The organism is Ruegeria sp. AL12 (assembly GCF_056540885.1).
The window spans coordinates 153785-174987 of sequence record NZ_JBQFXN010000002.1; the positions used below are offsets into that span (position 1 = coordinate 153785).

Annotated in this window: 15 protein-coding genes and 1 tRNA gene; 15 read left to right on the top strand and 1 reads right to left on the bottom strand. The window is 56.2% G+C overall.

Annotated features, from left to right (window positions below; translation table 11 throughout):
* The first annotated feature begins 16 nt into the window (after positions 1–16).
* Both ACR0C6_RS08575 and ACR0C6_RS08580 read left to right on the top strand, forming a co-directional pair.
* Entirely contained in the window at positions 17–1036 is a 1020-nt protein-coding gene (locus ACR0C6_RS08575) for an AraC family transcriptional regulator (protein WP_480446380.1), read from the top strand.
* A gap of 194 nt (positions 1037–1230) precedes the next feature.
* Positions 1231–2409: an acyl-CoA dehydrogenase family protein gene (locus tag ACR0C6_RS08580; protein ID WP_480446379.1), complete on the top strand. Its 1179-nt coding sequence runs from the start codon at positions 1231–1233 to the stop codon at positions 2407–2409.
* Between the two features lie 456 nt (positions 2410–2865).
* On the opposite strand, the gene ACR0C6_RS08585 is transcribed toward ACR0C6_RS08580, so the two are convergent.
* Positions 2866–2950, bottom strand: a tRNA-Leu gene (locus tag ACR0C6_RS08585).
* An 834-nt stretch (positions 2951–3784) separates the two neighbouring features.
* Between ACR0C6_RS08585 and ACR0C6_RS08590 the strand changes: the two genes are divergently transcribed.
* The 13 genes from ACR0C6_RS08590 to ACR0C6_RS08650 all read left to right on the top strand — a co-directional run bounded on the left by ACR0C6_RS08590 (position 3785) and on the right by ACR0C6_RS08650 (position 20949).
* Positions 3785–4207, top strand: coding sequence for a hypothetical protein (locus ACR0C6_RS08590; RefSeq protein ID WP_171230454.1), 423 nt, complete (start codon positions 3785–3787; stop codon positions 4205–4207).
* Between the two features lie 2 nt (positions 4208–4209).
* A complete protein-coding gene (locus tag ACR0C6_RS08595) occupies positions 4210–6222 on the top strand; it encodes a dynamin family protein (protein ID WP_480618883.1) in 2013 nt (670 codons plus the stop codon).
* 8 nt (positions 6223–6230) lie between these two features.
* Positions 6231–7982 (top strand): dynamin family protein, encoded by a 1752-nt coding sequence (locus ACR0C6_RS08600; RefSeq protein ID WP_480618884.1) that lies wholly within the window; start codon positions 6231–6233, stop codon positions 7980–7982.
* Between the two features lie 52 nt (positions 7983–8034).
* Entirely contained in the window at positions 8035–8436 is a 402-nt protein-coding gene (locus ACR0C6_RS08605) for a hypothetical protein (RefSeq protein WP_480618885.1), read from the top strand.
* 23 nt (positions 8437–8459) lie between these two features.
* A complete protein-coding gene (locus tag ACR0C6_RS08610) occupies positions 8460–9332 on the top strand; it encodes a hypothetical protein (protein WP_480618886.1) in 873 nt (290 codons plus the stop codon).
* A 68-nt stretch (positions 9333–9400) separates the two neighbouring features.
* Positions 9401–11443, top strand: coding sequence for a dynamin family protein (locus ACR0C6_RS08615; protein ID WP_480618887.1), 2043 nt, complete (start codon positions 9401–9403; stop codon positions 11441–11443).
* A complete protein-coding gene (locus ACR0C6_RS08620; protein WP_480618888.1) occupies positions 11440–12726 on the top strand; it encodes a dynamin family protein in 1287 nt (428 codons plus the stop codon). The genes ACR0C6_RS08615 and ACR0C6_RS08620 overlap by 4 nt, the downstream gene beginning before the upstream one ends.
* 341 nt (positions 12727–13067) lie before the next feature.
* Positions 13068–15254, top strand: a complete 2187-nt coding sequence (locus ACR0C6_RS08625; RefSeq protein ID WP_480618889.1) for a serine/threonine protein kinase — start codon at positions 13068–13070, stop codon at positions 15252–15254.
* A 201-nt stretch (positions 15255–15455) separates the two neighbouring features.
* Positions 15456–16496, top strand: a complete 1041-nt coding sequence (locus ACR0C6_RS08630) for an FHA domain-containing protein (RefSeq protein ID WP_480618890.1) — start codon at positions 15456–15458, stop codon at positions 16494–16496.
* Positions 16497–16499: 3 nt separating this feature from the next.
* A complete protein-coding gene (locus ACR0C6_RS08635; RefSeq protein WP_480618891.1) occupies positions 16500–17282 on the top strand; it encodes a PP2C family protein-serine/threonine phosphatase in 783 nt (260 codons plus the stop codon).
* 21 nt (positions 17283–17303) lie between these two features.
* Positions 17304–18566, top strand: a complete 1263-nt coding sequence (locus ACR0C6_RS08640) for a substrate-binding periplasmic protein (protein ID WP_480618892.1) — start codon at positions 17304–17306, stop codon at positions 18564–18566.
* Between the two features lie 44 nt (positions 18567–18610).
* The gene (locus ACR0C6_RS08645; protein ID WP_152460270.1) at positions 18611–19720 is read left to right on the top strand and encodes a LysM peptidoglycan-binding domain-containing protein; all 1110 of its coding nucleotides are present in this window, start codon (positions 18611–18613) and stop codon (positions 19718–19720) included.
* A gap of 173 nt (positions 19721–19893) precedes the next feature.
* On the top strand, positions 19894–20949 hold the full coding sequence (locus ACR0C6_RS08650) for a glycosyltransferase family 2 protein (RefSeq protein ID WP_480446369.1): 1056 nt from the start codon (positions 19894–19896) through the stop codon (positions 20947–20949).
* The last annotated feature ends 254 nt before the right edge of the window (positions 20950–21203 follow it).

A 21203-nucleotide genomic window follows, 5' to 3' on the forward strand; every position in this document is an offset into this window, starting at 1 on the left:
TACCTCCTTGCACGTCATGACCAATGTCGCACCAACGATCCTTTCCACGGTTTCCAGCCAGTTTATCGATGACTGGCTGGCGGCATTGCGTACGCTATGCCCCGAGGCTCAGATGACGTCGCTTCTCGCCCGGTCTGGTTTGGTCGCGGATACGCGTCACCCACATGGTCGCGTCACGTTGGATCAAATCGTATGTCTCTATCAACTTGCCGCAGTTGAGACCGGTGATGAGATGATGGGGCTTTGGAGCCGCCCGATCCGGCCGAGAGCCCTGCAACATCTTTTGACGACAGTCCGGGAAGCTACGTCTCTTTCATCGGCACTTTATCGCTTTTCGACCTTCTGGAACTTGTTGCTGGATGACTATCGGTTTGATCTGGATGACGCCGACAACATGTTGGTGCTTACCCTGAAGCCACGGGGCGCGGCCCAGGTTCAGCGGTTCGGGCACATGCTGATACTCAAACTTGCCCACGGGCTCATGTCTTGGCTGGCGGGGCACGAAGTTCCGGTCAAGGCTGTCGATTTCGTGTTTGAGCGCCCCGACTTTGATCAGGATTACGCGGTCATCTTTCCGGCACCGCTGCGGTTCGGCCAAGGTGCCACAGCGATTTCGTTCGATCCGAATGCGCTGGGTCCGATGCAGGCGCGCAGCACAAATGACCTTGACAGATTTTTGCAAAACGCGCCCCGAGACTGGATCTTCACCAGTTCACGAGAGCACACTCAATCGCTGCGGGTGCGCACCTATCTGGTCCAATCGGGATGGGACGCGGCAACCCTGACCCAGACGGCATCCGCAATGCACATGACCCCCCGCACCCTGATCCGCAGGCTGCATGCGGATGGTACATCGTTTCAGGCCATCAAGGATGCCCTGCGGCGTGACATCGCTATCCGTGATCTTCAGGCGGGGCGCAAAAGCGTTGAAGCCATCGCACATGATGTCGGTTTTTCGTCGGCGGCCAATTTCCACCGGGCCTTTCAGCGTTGGACGGGAAGCACGCCAAGCTCATACCGCAGGGTGCAAATGTAGGGTGCCCGATTTGTCACTTTTGGACAATGATCTGTCATTGCACGAGATGGTCCCCAGCGGGCAGGCTCGCTAGATCTTGTTGTAGATAAAACTTCTTATCGGAAGTTTTGCCCTCCAAAACTCATCATCCCGCTCATCCATGGCTTCCCGGTTGTGGCGCCATCTGAGAATGACCGTCGTGAAAGGATCCGCCAATGTCAGACAAACTCGCCACCATACTCCAAGCCGCACGCGGCCACGCCGAGCAGGTGATCCTGCCCAATTTGGATGCCTGGAACGCCGCTAAGAAGTGGCCGCGCGATGCTTCGGACAAGGCCGGGTCCGCTGGTCTGACGGGGCTCTACGCCCCCGAAGAGTTTGGCGGGCAGGCCTTGCCGCTGGCAGAAGGCATACAGGTTTATGAACAACTGGGACAGGGCGATGGCGCATATGCTTTTGCGCTGTCGATGCACAACATCTGTACCTTCGCGGGCTGCGGCTATGGCACGGATGCCTTCAAGGAAAAGTGGGCGCGGGACCTGACATCTGGACGCAAGCTGGCGAACTTTGCACTGACCGAACCACAATCCGGATCGGACGCAACAAACATGTATTCACGCGCCGTGGTCAATGACGACGGCACATGGACGATCAACGGCGCGAAGGCATGGGTCAGCCTGGCGACCGAGGCGGATATCTATTTCACCGTGGTCAAGACCAGCGACGCACCCGGCCACAAGGACATGGCGATGATCGCCATTCCCGCCGGTGCACCGGGCCTCAGTTTTGGGCCGCTTTATGATACCCCGTCCTACAACTTCCTGCCCTTGGCCGAAATGTACATGGACAAGGTCGTGGTCGATGAAACCAACATCATCCTGCCCATTGGTCAGGGTTTACAGGGCGCGCTCATGGCCATCGACATTGCCCGTGTTTCGATTGCCTCGGGATGTTGTGGATTGATGCAATCCGCGCTGGATACGGCGTTGTCCTATTCCAAGAACCGCAAGATGTTTGGCGGCAGGAACCTTGATCTGGACGGGATCCAGTGGATGCTGGGCGAGGTTGCAACCGACCTTGAAGCCTCAAAGCTTCTCTACCGAAAGGCAGCAGAAGCCCTTGGCACGCCCGAAGGTCCATTGATGGCTGCCCATGCGAAAAGGTTTGTGCCTGATGCCGCCGTGAAAGCTACAAACACCTGTACGCAGGTTCTGGGAGGTGCGGGGTTGTTGCAACCCTACGGCCTGGATCGCTTGTCCCGCCTTGCGCAAATGCTGCGGATCGTGGACGGGACGACGGAAATCAGCCGTATGGTCATCGGGCGGGCCTTGCAAAAACGTGCGGCAACTCTGCCTGATCTGCCGGTACCGAAAGGTTTTGGCGAGACCGGCTGAATGTCCCGCACCGGTTCGATCGGCGCCAATTTGAGATTCTGCGCGGACATCAGCAAGATCAAAAGGCCGGCCGCATTATTGCGGCCGGTTGCCTGAATGGTTGACCGTGGTGCTAACTCGCCATGAACAAGGTCGCGCAAAGCGTATGAAGCTTTGCTTTCTGACGGCACTGACATTTGGGACGGTGACCAGCAAAGGGCAGGGGCACGGGGGTCGAGAACATCAATAATCCCGACCACTCAATCAACCCCCAAAACAAGCCAATCGCGATTGCGGAACATTGCAGTCTGACGAACCCGGGATCTGCCAAAGCAGATATGCTCCATTGGGCATTGCAGTACCCCAGTCAATTGGGTCCACCGGTATGTTTGGGAAACGAAGGGCTTGAAGGTGCCCACAATCTCTGAAGACGGGCGCACTCATAGTACGTATAATGATGATTATGGTAAATTCATTTGGTGCGGGTGGAGGGACTTGAACCCCCACGCCTTGCGGCGCCAGAACCTAAATCTGGTGCGTCTACCAATTTCGCCACACCCGCAACCAAGCGCGTTTGCGCTGGAATGAAGCGGTCAATAACAAAGCTTGCATCGGAGTGCGAGAGGGAAAATTCGAGGAACGCAAAGTTTGTGACTTGCCGGGCAGCACGGTTGAAAACGGCAACCTGTTTTCGGCCTGGTTGATACAGCAAGCAACGCAACGGCCGCAAAACCAGAAACGTCTGAAACGCCACCTGCAACCGGTTTTCAGGCAGCTATAGGATGCTGCATTTCGGCTTTTGGGTGACAGGTTGGCGCCCGGCATAATCGGGTCGTTCAAAAACGCGCTAACGTTGAATAGACGCCAGAACTACAGGTCGGAACTTGTGCCGCCAGACTTGGTGGAGAATCAAGCCACAACGGGCCAGAGTTGATGCAGTCTGACCCGGAAAACTGTTCCAGACTGTGCTGCTGGATCTGCCAAGGCACATAGCTTCATCCTACAAATCCGGTGTTTTCAGAAAAGCAACGAAACATAAATATTTGTTTTTATTCAAAAGTATGAAGCCAACAGGTTTTCGACCCTCCAATCACTCGAATGCACCGGAAAAGACGTCACCTCTGCCCCAATTGACTGCGCCGACTATGCATACATACAAGCTTGCCGGACGTTTCTCGGTCTGATCTGCCGCATCGAAATACTCGCATCGGTTGAGGCATTCTTATGAGAGATCGACCACATTGCCGCCACAATTCAACCGCTAAAAAATCTTATTCGCGCCAAAATAACACCGCCTTGAAGGTACTTGTTGTTTATCAGGAGTTAATGAGTCTTTTTGCCACTTTGGCGCCTGTACGAGTTTTTTTTGCTCAACTCCAATACAAGGCTTTCTGCTGTGACCGATTTGAATCCCTCCGCTGCCGCCGAGCAAGAAGCTGTCTTCTTCGCTCGTGAGAGTTTCCTAGGTGAGCTCAAGACTCTGAATCGCGACCACCCGACCACAGGCTTTGGTATTTCCCTTCGAACGCATTCCGGTGAACATTACCTGCTTGCGAACGCACGCATGCCGCTGCCAGCTGCAAAATCCGAAGGTTTCCCAACCGGGCGCCGCGTTGCTTGCCTCGAGAACGGCGACCGCTTCAGCTCGATCGAAGTTCTGGCCGACTCCAAATCGTTCGAGACCATTTCACCTCGGGCCGAGGCCGAAATACTGGGCAACGCATTGGACCTGATCGCGCGGATCGACACTCTGACAAGCGTTCCGGCGGGGCGTGTCGCGCACGCACCCGAAATTGCTGCAACGGGAACCGGAGGTTAAGCATGGCGCGCAACGATCACCTTTTGTCTGTGGGCAACGAAGCACTGGCACCGATGACGGCAACCATGGCTTCACTGACGGCTCAGATTGATCAACTGACTGAGGTGGCTGATGCGCGCTCCTCGGCACGGCTGGCGACGCTCAAGACCCGGATGGAGAACTTTACCGCCAGCGTCACGATGGTGGGCCAGGTCAAGGCCGGAAAATCCTCGATCGTCAATATTCTTGCCGGGCACCCCGGCCTGCTTCCGTCAGACGTCAACCCGTGGACGTCGGTGGTTACGACCCTGAACATCAACACGCGCCCACCCGGTGATACAAAGGCCAAGTTCACGTTTTTCGAGCAGGAAGAATGGGACAACCTGATGGTCGGTGGCGGTCGTCTTGGCGAATTGGCCAATCGCGCCGGCGCTGATGACGAGATGGAAGACATCCGCCGCCAGATCGGTGAGATGAAGGCCAAGTCAGAGGAACGTCTTGGCAAACATTTCGACCTGATCCTAGGTCAAAGCCATCAGTATGATCATTTCGATGAGGAACTGATTCAGCGTTATGTTTGCCTGGGCGATGAAGACGATCCCGATATTGATCCCAAAACGGGCCGGTTTGCTGATGTTACCAAATCAGCCGAGCTGTATATGGACATTCCGCAATACCCCATCGCGCTGAAACTGTGCGACACGCCGGGTGTGAACGATACGTTCATGGTGCGTGAACAAATCACTCTGCGCAGCCTGCGCGGATCCGAAGTCTGCGTTGTGGTGTTGGCGGCAAGCCAGGCCCTGACGACAATGGACATGGCCCTGATGCGCATTATCGCGCAGTTCGAGAACCGGCAGATCATCCTGTTCGTCAACCGGATCGACGAGCTGTCCGATCCTGTGAACCAGGTTCCAGAGATCCGTGACCGCATTCAGGACACGCTGAAACAGAACAATATCGACACAAATACCAGCGTCGTTTTTGGCAGCGCACTGTGGGCCGAAGCGGCGTTGACCGGGAACCCGGATATTCTGACAGAAGAGTCGCGCCAGGCCTTGAATACGTTCTACCTGGCCGCCGGTTTCGGTGATCAGGCGGCCTCGCTCGACAAAATCTGGGCGCTGTCCGGTCTGCCCGATCTGCTGCTGGCCATGAATGAGCGCATTGCAGACGGTGCCGGAGCGCGCCTGATGGACCGCGTCCGCCATCGGGCGCGTAACATTGCCAGTCAGATCCGCGCGACTGCGGTTGCCAAGAATCTGTCCGAAGGCGAAGGCGTTGCACGGGATCTTGACGGCGTATCGCCCGAAGAGGCGATAAACACGGTGTCAGCCGAATACGAAAAGAAAGCCGCCGAGTTGACAAATGCGCTGCGCGACAAAGTGTTGGAGCGTCTGAAGTCAGCCGAGGACAATTTCGTCAAACGCGCAACGGACTCTCTGATCGCGCATCTTGAAAAAAATGGCGAACAAGGCACGTGGCAATACGATCCCGCGGGTTTGCGGACGTTGCAAAAGGCTGCCTATTTCAGTTTTGCCCGCGCCATGCGAAAGGATGCCGGGGCGTTGTACGCAACCGCTGCTGCGGACGTCGAGGCGCTTTATCATAAGATACTCGGCAACCATCTGGGCGAATTCAGCATCGAATCGCCCATTGTTCCCCGTGTTCCGCCGCCTCTCGGCATCGGCCGGACGATCGCACTGGACTTGCAAAGCACTTGGTGGCGACGTTGGTGGCAACGCCGAAAGGGGTTTGAGGCATATGCGGCGGATTACACGCGGCTGATCGCGTCCGAGGCAAACTCGATCACCAAGGATATCGAGGAAAACCAGATCGCGGCGGTTCTGGAAAACGTTCGCGCGATCCTGACGGATTTCCTGCGCGAGCAGAAGGAGACACTGCTGAGCATCTCGTCTTCTGCCGACAAGAACCCGGGTCAGACTGCGGCGGCGATGGCGGGCTTGCAGCCACAGAAATCCAAGGACGAGATTCTGGGTGACATACTGAAAGATCTAAGCAACGAAGCGGCATAAGTAGAAAAATGGCAAAAGATACACAAACACGCTTTGTTTCTCCGAAGGCATGGGAACGCATCGAGCAGTGGTCCCGTCGCAAACCGGTTTTCGCCCTGATGGGCGAGTTCAGCGCCGGCAAATCCACGTTGATGAACTTTTTGCTGCGAACGCAGACCTTGCCGACGCAGGTGACGGCAACCCAGTTGCCACCGGTCTGGTTTAGCTGGGGCAATCAGGCGCCCTATATCAAACGCCATGACGGAAGCACTGAACTGATCGAGCTGGATCAGCTTGAAACCGTTGGCGTCAATGACGCACAGTTCATCCGCATCTTCCTTGAGGCCGATATTCTGGAGGCTGTCGACCTGATCGACACACCCGGCATTTCGGACCCCAAGATCTCGACGGATGTGTGGCAACGCGCGGTGGGTCAGGCAAACGGCGTTTTGTGGTGTACCCACGCGACACAAGCCTGGCGCGAAACCGAACGCGCGACATGGGTTTCCCTACCCGAGAGGTTGCAACACAACTCTTTGCTTTTGGTGACGCGGGCAGATGCCCTGAGCCTCAAAGACCGTCAAAAAGTACTGCGCCGCGTTAACCGCGAAGCTGGTCACCTGTTTAATCGGTCCATTCTGTTCTCGGCCCGCGACGCAATCACTGCCCGGGACAAGACAGGTGATGCCGAGATGTGGTCGCGCAGCGGCGGAGGCAAGATGATCGACAGTTTCCTGGAGATCACGGAACAGATTATGGACAACCGCGCCGATCAGCTGGCTCGATACCAGATCGACAAGAGCCAGGCCGACGCACCCAAAGTCAAACCTTTGCGCCCTGCCCGTTCATCAAGCGAGCCGACAGCCAAAGACGAAGCCACACCCTTGAGGTTGGTGAACCCGTTGGAGGCCGCCGGGCAATCGAACGCTGTAGGCGAAACAGTTGTAACCAGCTTCCCGGTGCGACCTGCCCGGGTCGAGCGGCGCTCGGATGAGGCCGAGCGGGTTCGGATCGATGCGGAAGAGGCTGAACGGCTGCGCGCAGAAATGACGGCAGAGCCGGTTCCGCTGCCCGTTGAACCCGACACAAGCGATGATCTGCGTTCCTTTTTCAAAGACACCTCGAACGACCCGCTGGAATTGACGAATGTCGCGGGCCTTGAGGATGACGAAGACGAATTCGAGCTGTCCGTTGACGCCGATCTGGAGGACGCATTGGATGACGACACGGGCGCTCTGGATGATGCTGAAATCAGTCCCGCGCCTCTTGCGGCTGTTGACAATTCCGATGACGTGCTTGCCTCGCTGAACACTTCGATGCAAGAGACATCGATCGTGCCGGACAAAGAAGAAGAGGAGCCCGAGCAGGCCGATTTGGCTGAAGATCGCGGCATAGAGGTTTCGGTATCCTCGATTACGGCATTGATGGCCGCGCAGTCCGGCAACACTGCGGATGAGTATGAGCCCGAACCCGAAACCAGCGGGTTGATCGAAGCGGCCACCACCGAACAGGTTGACGCAGTTGAAAGAAACGTTGCCACGCTGGGTGGCCTGCCCGAAGTCGCGGTCGGATCGCCTCTCAGCGCGTCGGATATGTGGCGGGAGGTTTCGAGAAATGAAGACCTGCCGCAAGATGCAGAAGGGTTGAAGAACGTATTCAAGGCCTTTCTGGCCGAGTTCGATCAGATCGCCATTGAACACAACGAAAGGCAAACCAAAGAGGCACTTCGATCCATTCCGAAAGCCAAAGAAAATAGCGGCGCTGAATGGCATGTGTTGTAAGGGTGTCCGAATCGAAGTAGTGAGAAACTCATAAATGAAAACAATGGATTAGATGTCTATTCAAACCGCACTGAACTCCGCCATGGAAACGATACCCGACTGTATAGCAGCCGGGTATATCGACATGGAGACAGGGATGCTTTTGGGCAGCTCTGTTTCAGATCCCGACTGCGCGGATTCGTTGGATGTTTTGGCGGTTGCTGTGGCCAATCTGTTTCAGGGGCGCGGGGTTGCAGCCTTTGAAGCGCTCTTGCGTCAGGCTGGCAGAGCAGACGAAGAAAGCGCTGGCTTTGGGGAAGTCGCCGTTTTTTCCAGGGACAGGCTAAACATCTTTCTGCGGACCAAGGAATATCCTGATCATGTGGTCTGCTATATCTGCCGCAACAGTGCGAATGTCGGACTGGCGCTTACCAAATCACATCTCAGTCTGGGGCCGGTTGCGGCTGCAGTTTGAACGGGACCAGAGGGGGTCACGGCATGATGGACACGGACATTCTCGACCTGCTTGAAGATATCAGGCGGACCTCGGTCGCACGGCTGTCTCCGACCGTGAGGATCGCAGGGGAAACAGCGGCGGCGCGCCGTTCTGCGGTATTGCGGGCAATCCGTGGCACAGTATTGCCGCGCCGGTTGGAATTCACCGCCGCAAACGGGGATTGTCTGGCAATCGAGGTGAACAGCTCCCGGATCACCGATGTTTTCAAGGTGCCGTCAGGTGAGGTTCCGGATTTTGAAACGGAATCGCGCGCCGAACTGATCGAGAAGCTGGTTGGATTGGTGTCGGAGATCTCGGCCTCGCCTGCCCCGCTTGAGTTGACGTCGGGCAGACCGGACACAGCGCTTGAGGTGGATGATGTGGGTATCACCTTCAGCGAAATCGAGAAAGCCTGCGCCGCCATCGAGCTTCCGTCCGAGCCTATTGTTTCCGTCGTCCCGAGTGCTGAGAAACCTGTTGATGACTCTCTGCCCGCCGAGGCAACACCCGATGCAGCGGAAACACTTGCCCAACGTTTTTTTGAAGCGTCGAGCCGCTTTGCCTCGGGTCGTGTGTTTGTGGACAGTTCGGACGAAGCCGCACCCCTTTTGGAAGGCGTTTGCAAGCCATCTGAGCCGATGCATCCCGACCAAGACACGCTGGCCCGTTTTGTGGCTGATCTTGCCGGCTGGGATGGCGACTCTCATCAAGAGAGTGAAGACCCGCAGTTGATTGTCATGCGGCCATCGGGCGGGAAAGGGGCCGGTCTGGCCGTTTTGAGTGACGGTGGTCAGATCGCGGTCGCCATCCACGAAGCCCGCAAACTGGGGGCGGTCGTCAACCTGTGGACCGCTTTGCAGGAGGCCGAAAAATGATTGCCTCCGTTGAATTCAAATTTTCGACTACTTCAATCTGTTTTTTATTGTAACCAGGGTAATGAGTAATGAGTGAAACACATCGTCGCGAACTTATTCGCATAGCAGAAGAAATGAACGGGGCAACCAATGATGAAACGCGCCAGTTCATTTCGCGCATCATTGGTGATCTTAGCAATCTGAAACCATCAATTGCGTTTGTCGGCCAAATCAAGGCTGGAAAATCGCGTCTGATCAACGGCTTCACCGGTCAGGCAGAGTATTTGCCTTCGGATGTAAACCCCTGGACAACCGTTATCACTGATATGCATTTCGGCCACCCGTCCGGCCGGACGCAGGGTGCCGAATTCCATTTCTTCGACAATTACCAATGGCAATCGCTGATCGCCGAAGGTGAAGAACTGCGCAACATGTTTCCCGATGACGAGGACAGCTATAAGCGCGAGATGATCGAGGAACAGGTCGAGGCCATGAAGGTCCGGGCGCGTCGGCGTCTGGGTGACAGCTATGAACAGCTGCTGGGCCAACAGCACGATCTGGACGAACTGACGTCAGATGACCTCGCCAGATATGTCTGTGCCGGGGATGATCCGTCCGAAGACAGGGCTTTGGATCCGGGCAGTGATCGCGGGCTTTACAGCGACATCACCCGCAAGGCCGAGGTCTATTTTGACCTGGGCCATTTTCCGTTTCCGCTGACGGTCACCGACACGCCCGGCGTGAATGACCCCCTGCTGATCCGCGAAGAAATTTCGCGACAGTATCTGAAGGAATCCGATTTCTTTGTGGTGGTGCTGTCCGCGCATCAGGCATTGTCGCGCGCGGATCTGAAACTGTTCCGGTTGATGCAAGCGCTGGAACTTGGGCAGATCGTCGTCTTCATCAACCGTGTGGATGAACTGGGCGGCGGCGCCGAAGACGCGGCCAAGGTTCGTCTGGATGTGTTGGACGGGTTGGAAAAGGCGCTCGGCAACTCGAACATCGATGTCCTGATGGGTAGCGCGCAATGGGCGCACTATGCTCTGACCGGTGATGAAACCGGAGTGAACCACGACCACGTTCTGGCATGGCTGCGCGCCCACCCGGAACAGATGCAGCAATATCTCAACGGTGTGGCCGAGATCAAACAAGGCCCGGGACCGATCAGCCGCGAAGCGGTTCTGCGCTTTGCCGCAATGATCGCGTCGGGCCTGCCCGATCTGCGCCGTCATGTCACTCAGGCTTTGACCGACGGACCGATCAACGAACAGTTGCGAATGGCCTGGCAACATCTCGACAGCTTCGCACGCGGGGAGCTTGAGCGCTCTCAGGTTCGTTTGCGGGCGCTGCAAGATGAAGACGGCTCGGATGTTCGAAGCGCCGATGAAAGCGACAAGACACTTGGCGACCTACGCAAGTTGATTGCTGAAAAAACGCAGGAGATCACGCGTGACATGGATGATGTCCTGTCGAATCTGCGCGGGGTCATGGATGACACTGTCTCGGAATCGGTGGCTATCGTTGTGCGCGGGCCGGACGGCCAGTCGCCTCTGCTGGCAAAAGGCGGAGAGACCGAGCTCAATTTTACGCCATTGCGCGAGCGTATGCGTGAACTGGTACAGGGGGCATCGCAAGTTGTTCGGCAGCGCATGCTCAGCGAGCTTTATGCGATCGACATGCATTGCAATGCCGCCTTGCGGGCATTGCCGGGATGGCAAGAACCGGTCGACAATCGCATGAATACCAGTGCTGTACGTTGGTTCCGGCCGGACACCACCGCCCTGACCCGTGGCATTACCGTTGAATTGCGTGTAAACTGGTTGTCGCGTCTGATCTCGCGCAATAGCGTTGTGGCGCGTGCAGAACGGCTGATCGTGCAGGAATTCGAACTGATCGGGGATGACCTGATCGACACGACCCGCGACGATCTGTTGGAACGGCTGAATACGGTTCTGGACCACTATATGGCCCTTCTGGCCGGTCATCTTGAACACCGGTCCAACTCAGGAGAACTGAACGCCCAGGCGGAAGCGCAAGGTGCATTCGACAAGGCGCGTCGCATTGCAGCCGAGTTGGAGACGGTTTTTGGAACACCCGATGCGGATGAAAGACAAGCAGAGGCTGCGGAATGATTGAATTTCCCGGAACTGAAAAGGAAGTACGCCAACTGGAGCGCTTCCTGACCGCAACTGAAAACCTGACGCCTGACGAGGCGTTGGAGGATATGCGTGCGCGGGCTCTGTCCCACGCTGAACGTCTGTCAAACGCGGTCAATATCGGTTTCGCCGGGGAATTCGGCGCAGGCAAGTCAAGTCTGGCGAACATGCTGGCTGGCGCGGACATTCTGCCAACTGGCCCGCAGCATCTGAAATTGCCGCTGGTGATCGTCGCCTACGCGGATGCGCCCGAAACGACTGTCGGTTGGTGGAACAGAGAACCAAAGACCTATTCCGGCATAGTGCTGGAAAAAGCGGCCGAGGAACAGCCCGATTTCATATCGGTCGGCATCAATACACCGGCTCTCAAGGAAATATCACTGTTTGATCTTCCGGGCTCGGGTGCTCTGGATGATACCTACAAGCCGACTTTGGATCTGCTGAAATTCGTCGATTGTGCCATCTGGTGCACAAATGGAACCAATGCCTGGCGCGAGACCGAGCGCCACTTGTGGTCTCAGGTACCCCCCGAACTGAGGGCCAACAGCCTGCTTGCCGTAACACATGCCGATCTGCCACCTGTGCAGGGTGCCCTGGACCGCGTCCTTGCGCGCCTGAACAAAGAAAAAGAAGGAATGTTCCGCGCCGTTGTCCCAATTGGTACGCCGGTCGCCGTGCGTGCCATGGCGCAAGAGCCGGAGCCCGACTTTGCGCTTTGGGAAACCTGCGGCGGGCAGAACCTTGCGGAACACGTGCTGGAAGCGGCATCCGACCGGCGCCGTGGCGATCTCGAGGCTGCGCGGAAAGATTTGCAACAGGACTTCCTGCCCTATCTTGAGGCGCTGAAGGGCGCAGAGCCAGAGCCTGTTTCGAATGACACCACATCGATGCAGTCAACACTTGGGTCTGCCCTGCCCCCGTTGAACAATCCCATTCTCGAGGACTGGCTGGCCGCAATAACAAGCATCTATGAAGATCTACGTGAAACCTCTGACATCGAACCGGCCGCGTTTCTTAACAGCTGTCAGGAGATCGTCGAAGATTTTGCGGAACGGCTGGAACAAGGTGGCGAAATCGACCCCGAAGCTGATTGGATTCCCGCAGAATTTGAAAAGGCGACAGATTTGCTTTTGTTGCTGCAATTCGAAAGCGGGGACGCACCATTGAAGGACGCAATCAGCATTCTGGCGCAGCTGGGCGACAACCTTGCTTGGGCTGGAAGCACGGTCGCAGCGGCGCATCCGAAAACCGGAACCTGACGCTTTCCCGTCAAGATTGAGCTGCATTGCAGCGATTCGAAGGGCCGAGGAATCGGCCCTTTATTGTTTCGAATTCGTGGACCAACACGCTTGATTTCGGGTTTAAGCTTTCAATCAGCCCATATTCATTGTCTATATATTGCCTTATAGGCACCGCTAGGCACAACATAAGCCATCATGCGAAAAACGATCCATAGTGAAGCCATCAGGCGGCCCCAATAAAGTCAAATTTGAAACGTCTAACCGTTCTCAAGTGTCCTGCGGTTGTTTTTGGTTGTGAGTTCGTGGGCTGTCGGCCCGGTTTTTCTAAGCCGCAAAATGAATAGAACGGGCGGATTGAAATGAGCCACAACCAGGCTGTCGGCGCGACGCACGACGAACCGAAAATTGAAGGATTGCAGCCAGGCGCAAAGCTGTTGCGCGGGCAGTATGAAATCCTCCGCTATCTCAGCAACGGCGGATTTGGGATCACTTACCTGGCGCGCGACAGCCTGGAGCGCGACGTCGTGATCAAAGAGTGCTTCCCCGGAGCGCTGTGCCGCCGCAACGGTGATCTGGTCGAACCAAACGACCCGTCCTTCAAGGACGACCTGCGCTCGATCATTGACCTCTTTATTCAGGAGGCACGCAATCATGCGCGTCTGGTACATCCCAATATCGTAGATGTGCATCAGGTGTTCGAAGACAATGACACCGCATATATCGCAATGGACCTGATCCGTGGGTGCGACCTGCTGGATTACGTGGAAAACCCGGAGAATGACGGCGGCCCTGATTTCATCGTTCAGGTCACCGAAAAAATGCTGTCCGCGGTGTCTTTCATTCACCAGAGCGGCATGTTGCATCGGGACATTTCGCCGGACAACATTCTGATTGATGAGAACGGAGACCCCGTCCTGATCGATTTTGGCGCCGCACGCGAGCAAGCGGCGAACAAATCGGCAGCATTGCTAACCCTGCGCGTCATCAAGGATGGATACTCTCCGCACGAATTCTATGTGCGGGGCGCGGATCAAGGGCCCAGCAGCGACCTATATGTTCTGGCCGCCACGCTTTATCACGCAATCAGCGGTGAACGCCCCATCGACGGCCAGAGCCGCCTGAACGCGTTCAACAACGGGCAGGATGACCCCTACACGCCATTGACCGGTCGTTTCGAAGGATACCCAGATGGGTTCCTCGAGGCGATTGACAAGGCGATGGAAGTTCACGCCACGGATCGTCTTCAATCTGCATTGGATTGGTTGCGCATGTTCCGCGGCCCCGGTGTCATGTTCGACACATTCGCCTATCGGCCCGTGTCCGTGATTGTGGGCATGGATCGCAAAGACAAAGAGGAAGAAAAGGCCCGGATCAAGGCCGAAAGCGAGAACGCCGAAGCCGTAGTTACCGCCCTGCTGGCCGGAAACTCGGACATCGTTCTTGGCAACGAAGAGAAAAAAGATGTCGATCTGACCAAAATCTCAAAGAAAGAGGAAACCCCGGTCGCTGTCGATACAGTGGTTCAGAGCGGGTCCGGCGGCAGCGGCAAGCTGATTGCAGGCGCGGCCGTTGTTGCAGTTGCTTTGGCCGCGGGTGGTTTCTTTGTGATGTCCGGCGACAAGACGGAAGACCAGACAGAAACACCGGTCGCGCAGCCCGCGGCAGACATACAATCCGCCGAGACAGAGGCGCCCGTTACAGATCCTTCTGTCACAGAGGCCACCGATCCCGAACCCGAAGTGGCCATCGCACCCGAACCCAAGCCGGAAGAGCCTGTCGAGCAGGCACAACCAGTACCTGCGGAGCCAGCTGCCACAGAAACAGCCTCCGCAGACACTGAACGTTCCGAAGTTCCGGCACAGTCGGAAGAAGCGACTGATATTACAGCAGTGTCTGAGATCGAGACACCTGCGACTGATGCAATTGCCAACGCCGGAGTTCCGGCGGAACAGCAGGTGGCGTTTGCGCATTGGGATGTCGATATCCCCTTCCAGACATCCCGCCGCCGCGGCTCGACCGGAGCCACCATTGCAGTTACGGGGGTGGACGCCAATCAGGACATGAGCGTGATCGGCGATTGGGTACAGCGTGGCGCTGTCATCTATACCCTGAATGGCAGCCCATTCCGTCAGGATGTTCCTTTTGCGGCGCAGGTTCTGGATAACCTGAAGGTTGACGCCGATGGGTACACAAGGGTTGCTGCCCGCTATCGCCCGCTGGGTCAGACCCGGGCGCAAAATGGTCTGTTGGCCCTTCCCGCCATAAGATCCGTTGGATTGGAAAATGGTTACACCTTTACCGTTAGCGCCGAAGGCAATAGCGGATGGCAAACCACGGTGAACGCAGCTCCGGCTGACGCGGCAGGAAGCCTGCAAAAAGACGATGTCCTGCTGAATGAAAGCCATTCCGGCATCACATTTGACGGCTCGGAAAGCCTTGATGAGATGCTGGCCGCACTCGTTTCAAGCGAGCAGCCTGAGGCAAATCTGACAGTGTTGCGCAATGGGGCCGAGACGGCCGCAATCATGCAGCTTGCACAGGAGTAATCTGACCGGTTCAAAAGTGATCTGCCAGTGTGTGTTTGCTGAGGGTAGTATCAAGGTTTGCCACCCTGGCGGGAACCGGCCCGCCGCAGAATGTACCAGTTCCCATGGGTATCCATTGAGTGGCTCTGCGCTGACGTGCAGGGAACAGTAGCAGCTTACGACGCGGCTTATCTGCGTCACTAACTTGAAGGTGTCGACACCATGTTCAAATACAAAAGCCCTCTGAGCCGGCTTCTCGAAGGTGCCGGCAAATCCAAAGAAGAAGACGTTGCCGAGAAACCGGCCGCAGTAGACGGCGCCGTAAGCGAAGAAGAAAAGCAGGAACCCATTGCGGATTTCAACGCTTTGCGCGCCGCCCTGGCCGGTGGAAACATGACATCCGAATCCTATGAGGAAACGGATGAACTGATCCCCGAAGAAAAGATGCCCGAGTTCGACGAAGCCGAGCCGGAGGCAGTGACCGACCCCGAGGAGTCGATCTTCGCCGAAGACAGTTCGGAAGAAGAAGACAATTTGGAAGAGGACGACGCTCTGAAAAACGTTCTGGTGGAAGAGCATGTCGAAGAACTGGTTGAGGTCGAGCAGGTTGTCACCCTGCATGTGACGGAAACACCCGCCGAGACTTCGCCAGAGGAAGCAACGGCCGAGGTCGTGTCCGAACCTGCCGAACCGGAAGTCGGCGAGGTTGAGGTTGCCGAAGCTCCGGCCCCAGAAGCAAAGCGGGTCGAAGAGACCGCTGAGCCGGTGATTGAGCAGGTTGCACCAGCCCCCGCCCCGGTCGAGGATCGCCGTTCACGGGTCAAGACGACATTTCTGGGATTTGAGCGCGCCGATACGCATGTTCAGGACCTGATCGAATCCTCCGAACCCGTAGCGAAAGCAGAAGCGGCGCAAGAGACGTTCCCGGTGGGCTGGCTGGTCGTAACAGCCGGTCCGGGACGGGGGTCAAGCATTACGCTGACCGAAGGCCTGATGCAAATCGGGCGCAACGATGACCAGGCCATCCAATTGGATTTCGGCGATACCGGCATTTCGCGCTCGAACCATGCAGTCATCGCCTATGACCCCGAAGACCGGAAGTGTTACTTGGGCCATGGCGGCAAGGCCAATCTTGTACGTCTGAACGGCAAACCCGTTCTCAGCACCGTGGCCCTGTCCAGCGGAGACCTGATCCGCATCAGCGAAACCTCGATCCGGTTCATGGCCTTCTGTGACGACGGTTTTGATTGGCGGGATTCCTGATTAATGCTGGCAACTCCGGCATATGATGTTGCGCTGATCCTGAACCAGGGTCAGCGGGAAACGCAGGAAGACGCGATTGCGGCCCGCATGTTTGACGCGTCGGACGCGGGCTATGTTGTGATTGCGGACGGTATGGGTGGCCATGAGGCGGGTGAAATAGCTTCGGAAATGATAGTGGCCGCTTGGCGCGACGCGCTGGACGCGGAACTTGAGGCAGAAACCCTGAACGAAGGATCCGCGATAGATGCGCTTCCTTTGGCCGCCATGCAAGCCAATGCCGCGATCGCCAACTACACCGAGGCCCGGGGCCAGGGGTTCAACATGGGATCGACCATGTTGGGTGTCCTTCTTCTGGGGCGGCGTGTGTTCTGGATTTCGATCGGCGACAGCCCTCTTTACCTGTTTCGAGATGGAGCGTTGACGCAGGTCAACGAAGACCACTCGATGGCACCCGTGATTGCGTCGAAAGTGGCTTCGGGAGAGATCACCGAAGCAGAGGCCCGGGAAATGGACCGCAATCAATTGACGTCCGTGGTTACGGGCGGGGCCATTCCCAAAGTGGATTGCCCGGAAGATCCGTTGATCGTGTCGCCCGCCGATGTCCTGATCCTTGGAAGTGATGGGTTGCAGTATATCAGCGACGCCGAAATTCAGGACATTCTGCGGGATCACCAACAGGGTCTGGCACAAGACATAGCCGAAGCATTGCTGACGGCCGTGCAGGCCAAGGGTGACCCGGATCAGGACAATATTTCTATCGCAGTGGCGAAACTTACAAGAACCTAAACAGGCAAAGCAACAGGACCCATGAAAAAGCACTTACTCATATCAAGCCTTGCCCTTGCTGCCGCCACGGGCGCGGCATCTGCGCAAGAGGCGTGTTCAAGTTATGAAATTCAACGCGGCGATAGCTTACGGGAATTGGCAATCGAAGTGTATGCGACGGAAGACTTTCGCATCATTTTCGACGCGAACCGGGATGTTATCGGTTCCAACCCCAATATCATCCGTGTTGGCGACGTTCTGGAACTGCCATGTCTGGAAGATGTCGGGCGCGCTCCGGTTCTGGCTGATACCGAGGCAGAGCGGCTGGCTGCGGAAATGGCGGCTGAGCTGGTAAAAGCCGCAGAAGAACGCGCTGAAAAAGCTGTGGCCGAAGCAGAAGCACGTGTTGCCGCAGCGGAAGCCGAGGCAAAGAAAGCGAGTGAAGACGCGGTCGTTGCAGCACGGGCTGCTGCCAAGGAAGAGATCGAAGCCGCCCGCGCCGAAGCTGCCGCTTTGATCCGGAATGCCGGAACGGGTGAACGGCCCGAGATTCGGGATCGTCAATTGCTGTTGATCACCGGTGGGAACTACGCTCCGTTCACCGATGAATCTCTGCCCAATCGGGGGCTCTATACCCATCTGGTTGAGACAGCGATGTTTCGTGCCGCTCCCGAACAGGCCTACAAGATTCAGTTCGTCAATGACTGGTCATCCCATCTGGACCTGTTGATGCCGACGCTTGCATTTGACGCCACCTTCCCCTGGTCGCGCCCCAATTGCGAAGAGGCCGTTGCGCTGTCGGAAGATGATCGCAACCGGTGCGAGACCTACAATTTCTCAAACCCGTTCTACGAGGTTGTGGATACGTTCTTCGCCCGGGAAGGTTCCGGCTATGAAGAGACATTAACCTATGCCGACTTTGCCGGTGCAACGATTTGCCGGCCGGAAGGTTGGTCCCTGTCTCACATGGACGCGGTAAGCCTGTACGAACCGGTCATCAAACTTCTGCGCCCAACGTCACCGGATGATTGCTTTCACTCTCTGATGGAAGGCACCGCAGATATCGTTGCCATCGAAGCACATCTGGCAGCCGAGGCAATAGATCGGCTTGGGTACAAGCACCGGATTATCGAAAACCCCAACCTTGCGGCCATCAAGTCGCTTAACGTCATGACCCACAAAGATAATCCTGATGGGGAAGCGATCCTTGAGACGCTGAATCAGGGTCTGGCAATCATGCAGCAATCGGGCGAATGGCGCGACATCGTGTCAACCGCCCTGCGTCATCAAATGGAAAATGGATAAGGCCCCGATCTGGCCTGACAAACTAAAGTCTGGAGGAAGTGGACATGTTTAACGAGAAGATAAAGAAGGTAGCGCTTTCAGCAACCGCGATCACTGCTCTGAGTGCGGGCGCCGCTGCGGCGCAGGAAGCTTGTACCAACTATACCGTCCAAGACGGTGACACCATGGCGACCATTGCAATCGCAGCTTATGGCACGTCGAACTATCAGCCGATCTTCAACGCGAACCGGAACGAAATCACCAACCCCAACGCTCTGGAGCCAGGTCTGGTTCTGGCCCTTCCCTGTGAAGACGGCAGCCTGCCCAATGGTCAGAGCGCGCAGGAAATCATAGCAGCTGAAGAACAACGCGCAGCCAGCGTCAAACGTTCGAGCGTCTACCAGCCGCCGATCAAGCTGGTGACCGGCAATGGCTGGGCACCTTTCGCAGATGAATCGCTGAACGGTGGCGGAGCAATCACCCGTCTGGGCACCACGGCTTTGCAGCGCGGCGGCAACGCGCGCGACTATTCCGTAAGCTTCGTGGATGACTGGAACTCGCACCTGGAAACTCTTCTGCCTCTTGGCGCCTTTGACGTGTCCATGGCGTGGAACATGCCGGATTGCACCAACCGCACTTACGAATGGTCCTGGGAAACCGAGGTGCGCTGCACACAGTTCGATTCATCTGTTCCGGTCTATGACATTGTCGTCGGGTTCTACACCATTCCGGAAAGCCAGTATGCGAATGCGACAACCTTTGAAGAACTGAAGGGCGCCACCATCTGCCGTATGGATGGCTGGTTCATCCATGATCTGGAACAGGAAGGTCTGCACAATGGTGAAACCATTACGCTGATGCAGCCGATCACCGCACGTGAATGCCTGGACGCGGTCCTTACCGGCACCGCAGATGTTGCAACTTTTGAAGTTCAGCTGTTCTCGGACACAATGGTTGAAATGGGACTGAACCAGAACGACCTGGTTGAGAACCCGTACGTGACCTCGCTGTCCTCGCTGCGCTTTATCAGCCACCGCAGCAATCCGTTCGGCAAGCAATACCTGGCGATGTTGAACAAAGGCCTGAACGAGATGCGCGAAACCGGGGAATGGTATGCGATCGTCTCCGACACGCTGCGCGAGCACAACGAGAAACTGATGGCAGCGTCGAACTGATCCCTCGGTTCAGCTGAAACTTTGGGGCCGGTTCTTCAATCGGCCCCTTTTTTGTCAGCGTTAAACACGAGGTTTTTCAGAATGACAAATTTTGGCCTCTTATCTGCTTCATAACAGCCTCAAATGCGCAGCACCTTCTAACCCCAAGCACGATCATCATTCAATTGATGCCAATGAAAGAGCGTGATTTTCATATGATACAGGGCGCCTTCAATATTCAGAATAACTCACCGTCGTCCGCGACCAGATCGGATTTGGACGTTGCAGTGATCTTGCCCTGCTACAACGAGGCCGTTGCCATAGGTGAAACCGTTCGGCAATTCCGTGCGGCCCTGCCCGACGCGACGATTTACGTATATGACAACAATTCCACCGACGACTCCGTCAAGGTCGCGCTTGAGGCAGGCGCGCGGGTCTATTCCGAAACATACCAGGGCAAAGGCAACGTGGTCCGTCGAATGTTTGCTGACGTTGATGCGGATGTATACGTTATGGCTGACGGAGATGCGACCTATGACAGCGCGGCGGCGCCGGAATTGATCGACCTGCTCGTTTCGCAGAATCTGGATATGGTCAACGGCGCCCGGGTGAATGAAGAAACCGAAGCGTATCGGCGCGGCCACAAATTTGGCAACGCGTTGTTCAGTTGGCTTGTGAAATTCTTCTTCAACAGCAAAATCAACGACCTGCTTTCGGGTTACCGCGTTTTCAGCAGACGCTTTGTCAAAAGCTTCCCCGCAGTATCAAACGGGTTCGAGATTGAAACAGAGCTAACAGTTCATGCGATGCAGATGCGCATGCCAATCGGTGAGGTTCAAACAAGGTATTCGTCACGCCTGCCAGAATCGAACTCCAAGCTGGCGACGTTTTCCGACGGATGGCGGATTCTCAAAATGATCGGCTTGCTGATCAAGGATGAAAAGCCCATTGCGTTTTTCCTGTCATTGGCCGTGTTTATGTTTTTGCCTTCGCTCTTTGTGTTTGTATCCGTATTCCGGGAATTCTTGGAAACAGGGCTTGTCGATAGAATTCCGTCTGTCGTCGTCGCAGTATCCGGTTTTGTTGCGACAATGCTGTCCATCGTCTGCGCTTTGATATTGGAATCTCTGGCTCTTGCCCGGAGGGAAGCACGTCGTCTGTCATATTTGCAGCACAAAGGTGTAGCTGCGTCAGGCGTTGACCAAATCAAGCCATCGCTTGTCGAGGCTCAAACCCGTCGATTTGGCTGATCAGAACCACCCCCCCCAGTTCAATGCTAGGCAAATGAACGGCCTGTTCGCGCGTAAGCGTCTGAACACGCTGGTTTGTTCAAGGATTTGGTGAACCAGATACGCAAATGGCCAGCACCCCAAATGCTGGCCATTTTTCTGAGTGAGTGATATAGCCCTAAGGCCTCACCAGTGAAATTCTTTGTCCCCAAATACCTAACGCGGACTGAAAACCGGCGCTATTGGGGGAATCCCGTAAATCTTAAATTTTTTCC

Coding starts and splice junctions, on each gene's coding strand:
- ACR0C6_RS08650 (WP_480446369.1), top strand. CDS start 19,894: ATGAAAGAGCGTGATTTTCATATGATACAGGGCGCCTTCAATATTCAG.
- ACR0C6_RS08620 (WP_480618888.1), top strand. CDS start 11,440: ATGATTGAATTTCCCGGAACTGAAAAGGAAGTACGCCAACTGGAGCGC.
- ACR0C6_RS08595 (WP_480618883.1), top strand. CDS start 4,210: ATGGCGCGCAACGATCACCTTTTGTCTGTGGGCAACGAAGCACTGGCA.
- ACR0C6_RS08640 (WP_480618892.1), top strand. CDS start 17,304: ATGAAAAAGCACTTACTCATATCAAGCCTTGCCCTTGCTGCCGCCACG.
- ACR0C6_RS08610 (WP_480618886.1), top strand. CDS start 8,460: ATGATGGACACGGACATTCTCGACCTGCTTGAAGATATCAGGCGGACC.
- ACR0C6_RS08575 (WP_480446380.1), top strand. CDS start 17: ATGACCAATGTCGCACCAACGATCCTTTCCACGGTTTCCAGCCAGTTT.
- ACR0C6_RS08580 (WP_480446379.1), top strand. CDS start 1,231: ATGTCAGACAAACTCGCCACCATACTCCAAGCCGCACGCGGCCACGCC.
- ACR0C6_RS08625 (WP_480618889.1), top strand. CDS start 13,068: ATGAGCCACAACCAGGCTGTCGGCGCGACGCACGACGAACCGAAAATT.
- ACR0C6_RS08600 (WP_480618884.1), top strand. CDS start 6,231: ATGGCAAAAGATACACAAACACGCTTTGTTTCTCCGAAGGCATGGGAA.
- ACR0C6_RS08630 (WP_480618890.1), top strand. CDS start 15,456: ATGTTCAAATACAAAAGCCCTCTGAGCCGGCTTCTCGAAGGTGCCGGC.
- ACR0C6_RS08605 (WP_480618885.1), top strand. CDS start 8,035: ATGTCTATTCAAACCGCACTGAACTCCGCCATGGAAACGATACCCGAC.
- ACR0C6_RS08645 (WP_152460270.1), top strand. CDS start 18,611: ATGTTTAACGAGAAGATAAAGAAGGTAGCGCTTTCAGCAACCGCGATC.
- ACR0C6_RS08615 (WP_480618887.1), top strand. CDS start 9,401: ATGAGTGAAACACATCGTCGCGAACTTATTCGCATAGCAGAAGAAATG.
- ACR0C6_RS08635 (WP_480618891.1), top strand. CDS start 16,500: ATGCTGGCAACTCCGGCATATGATGTTGCGCTGATCCTGAACCAGGGT.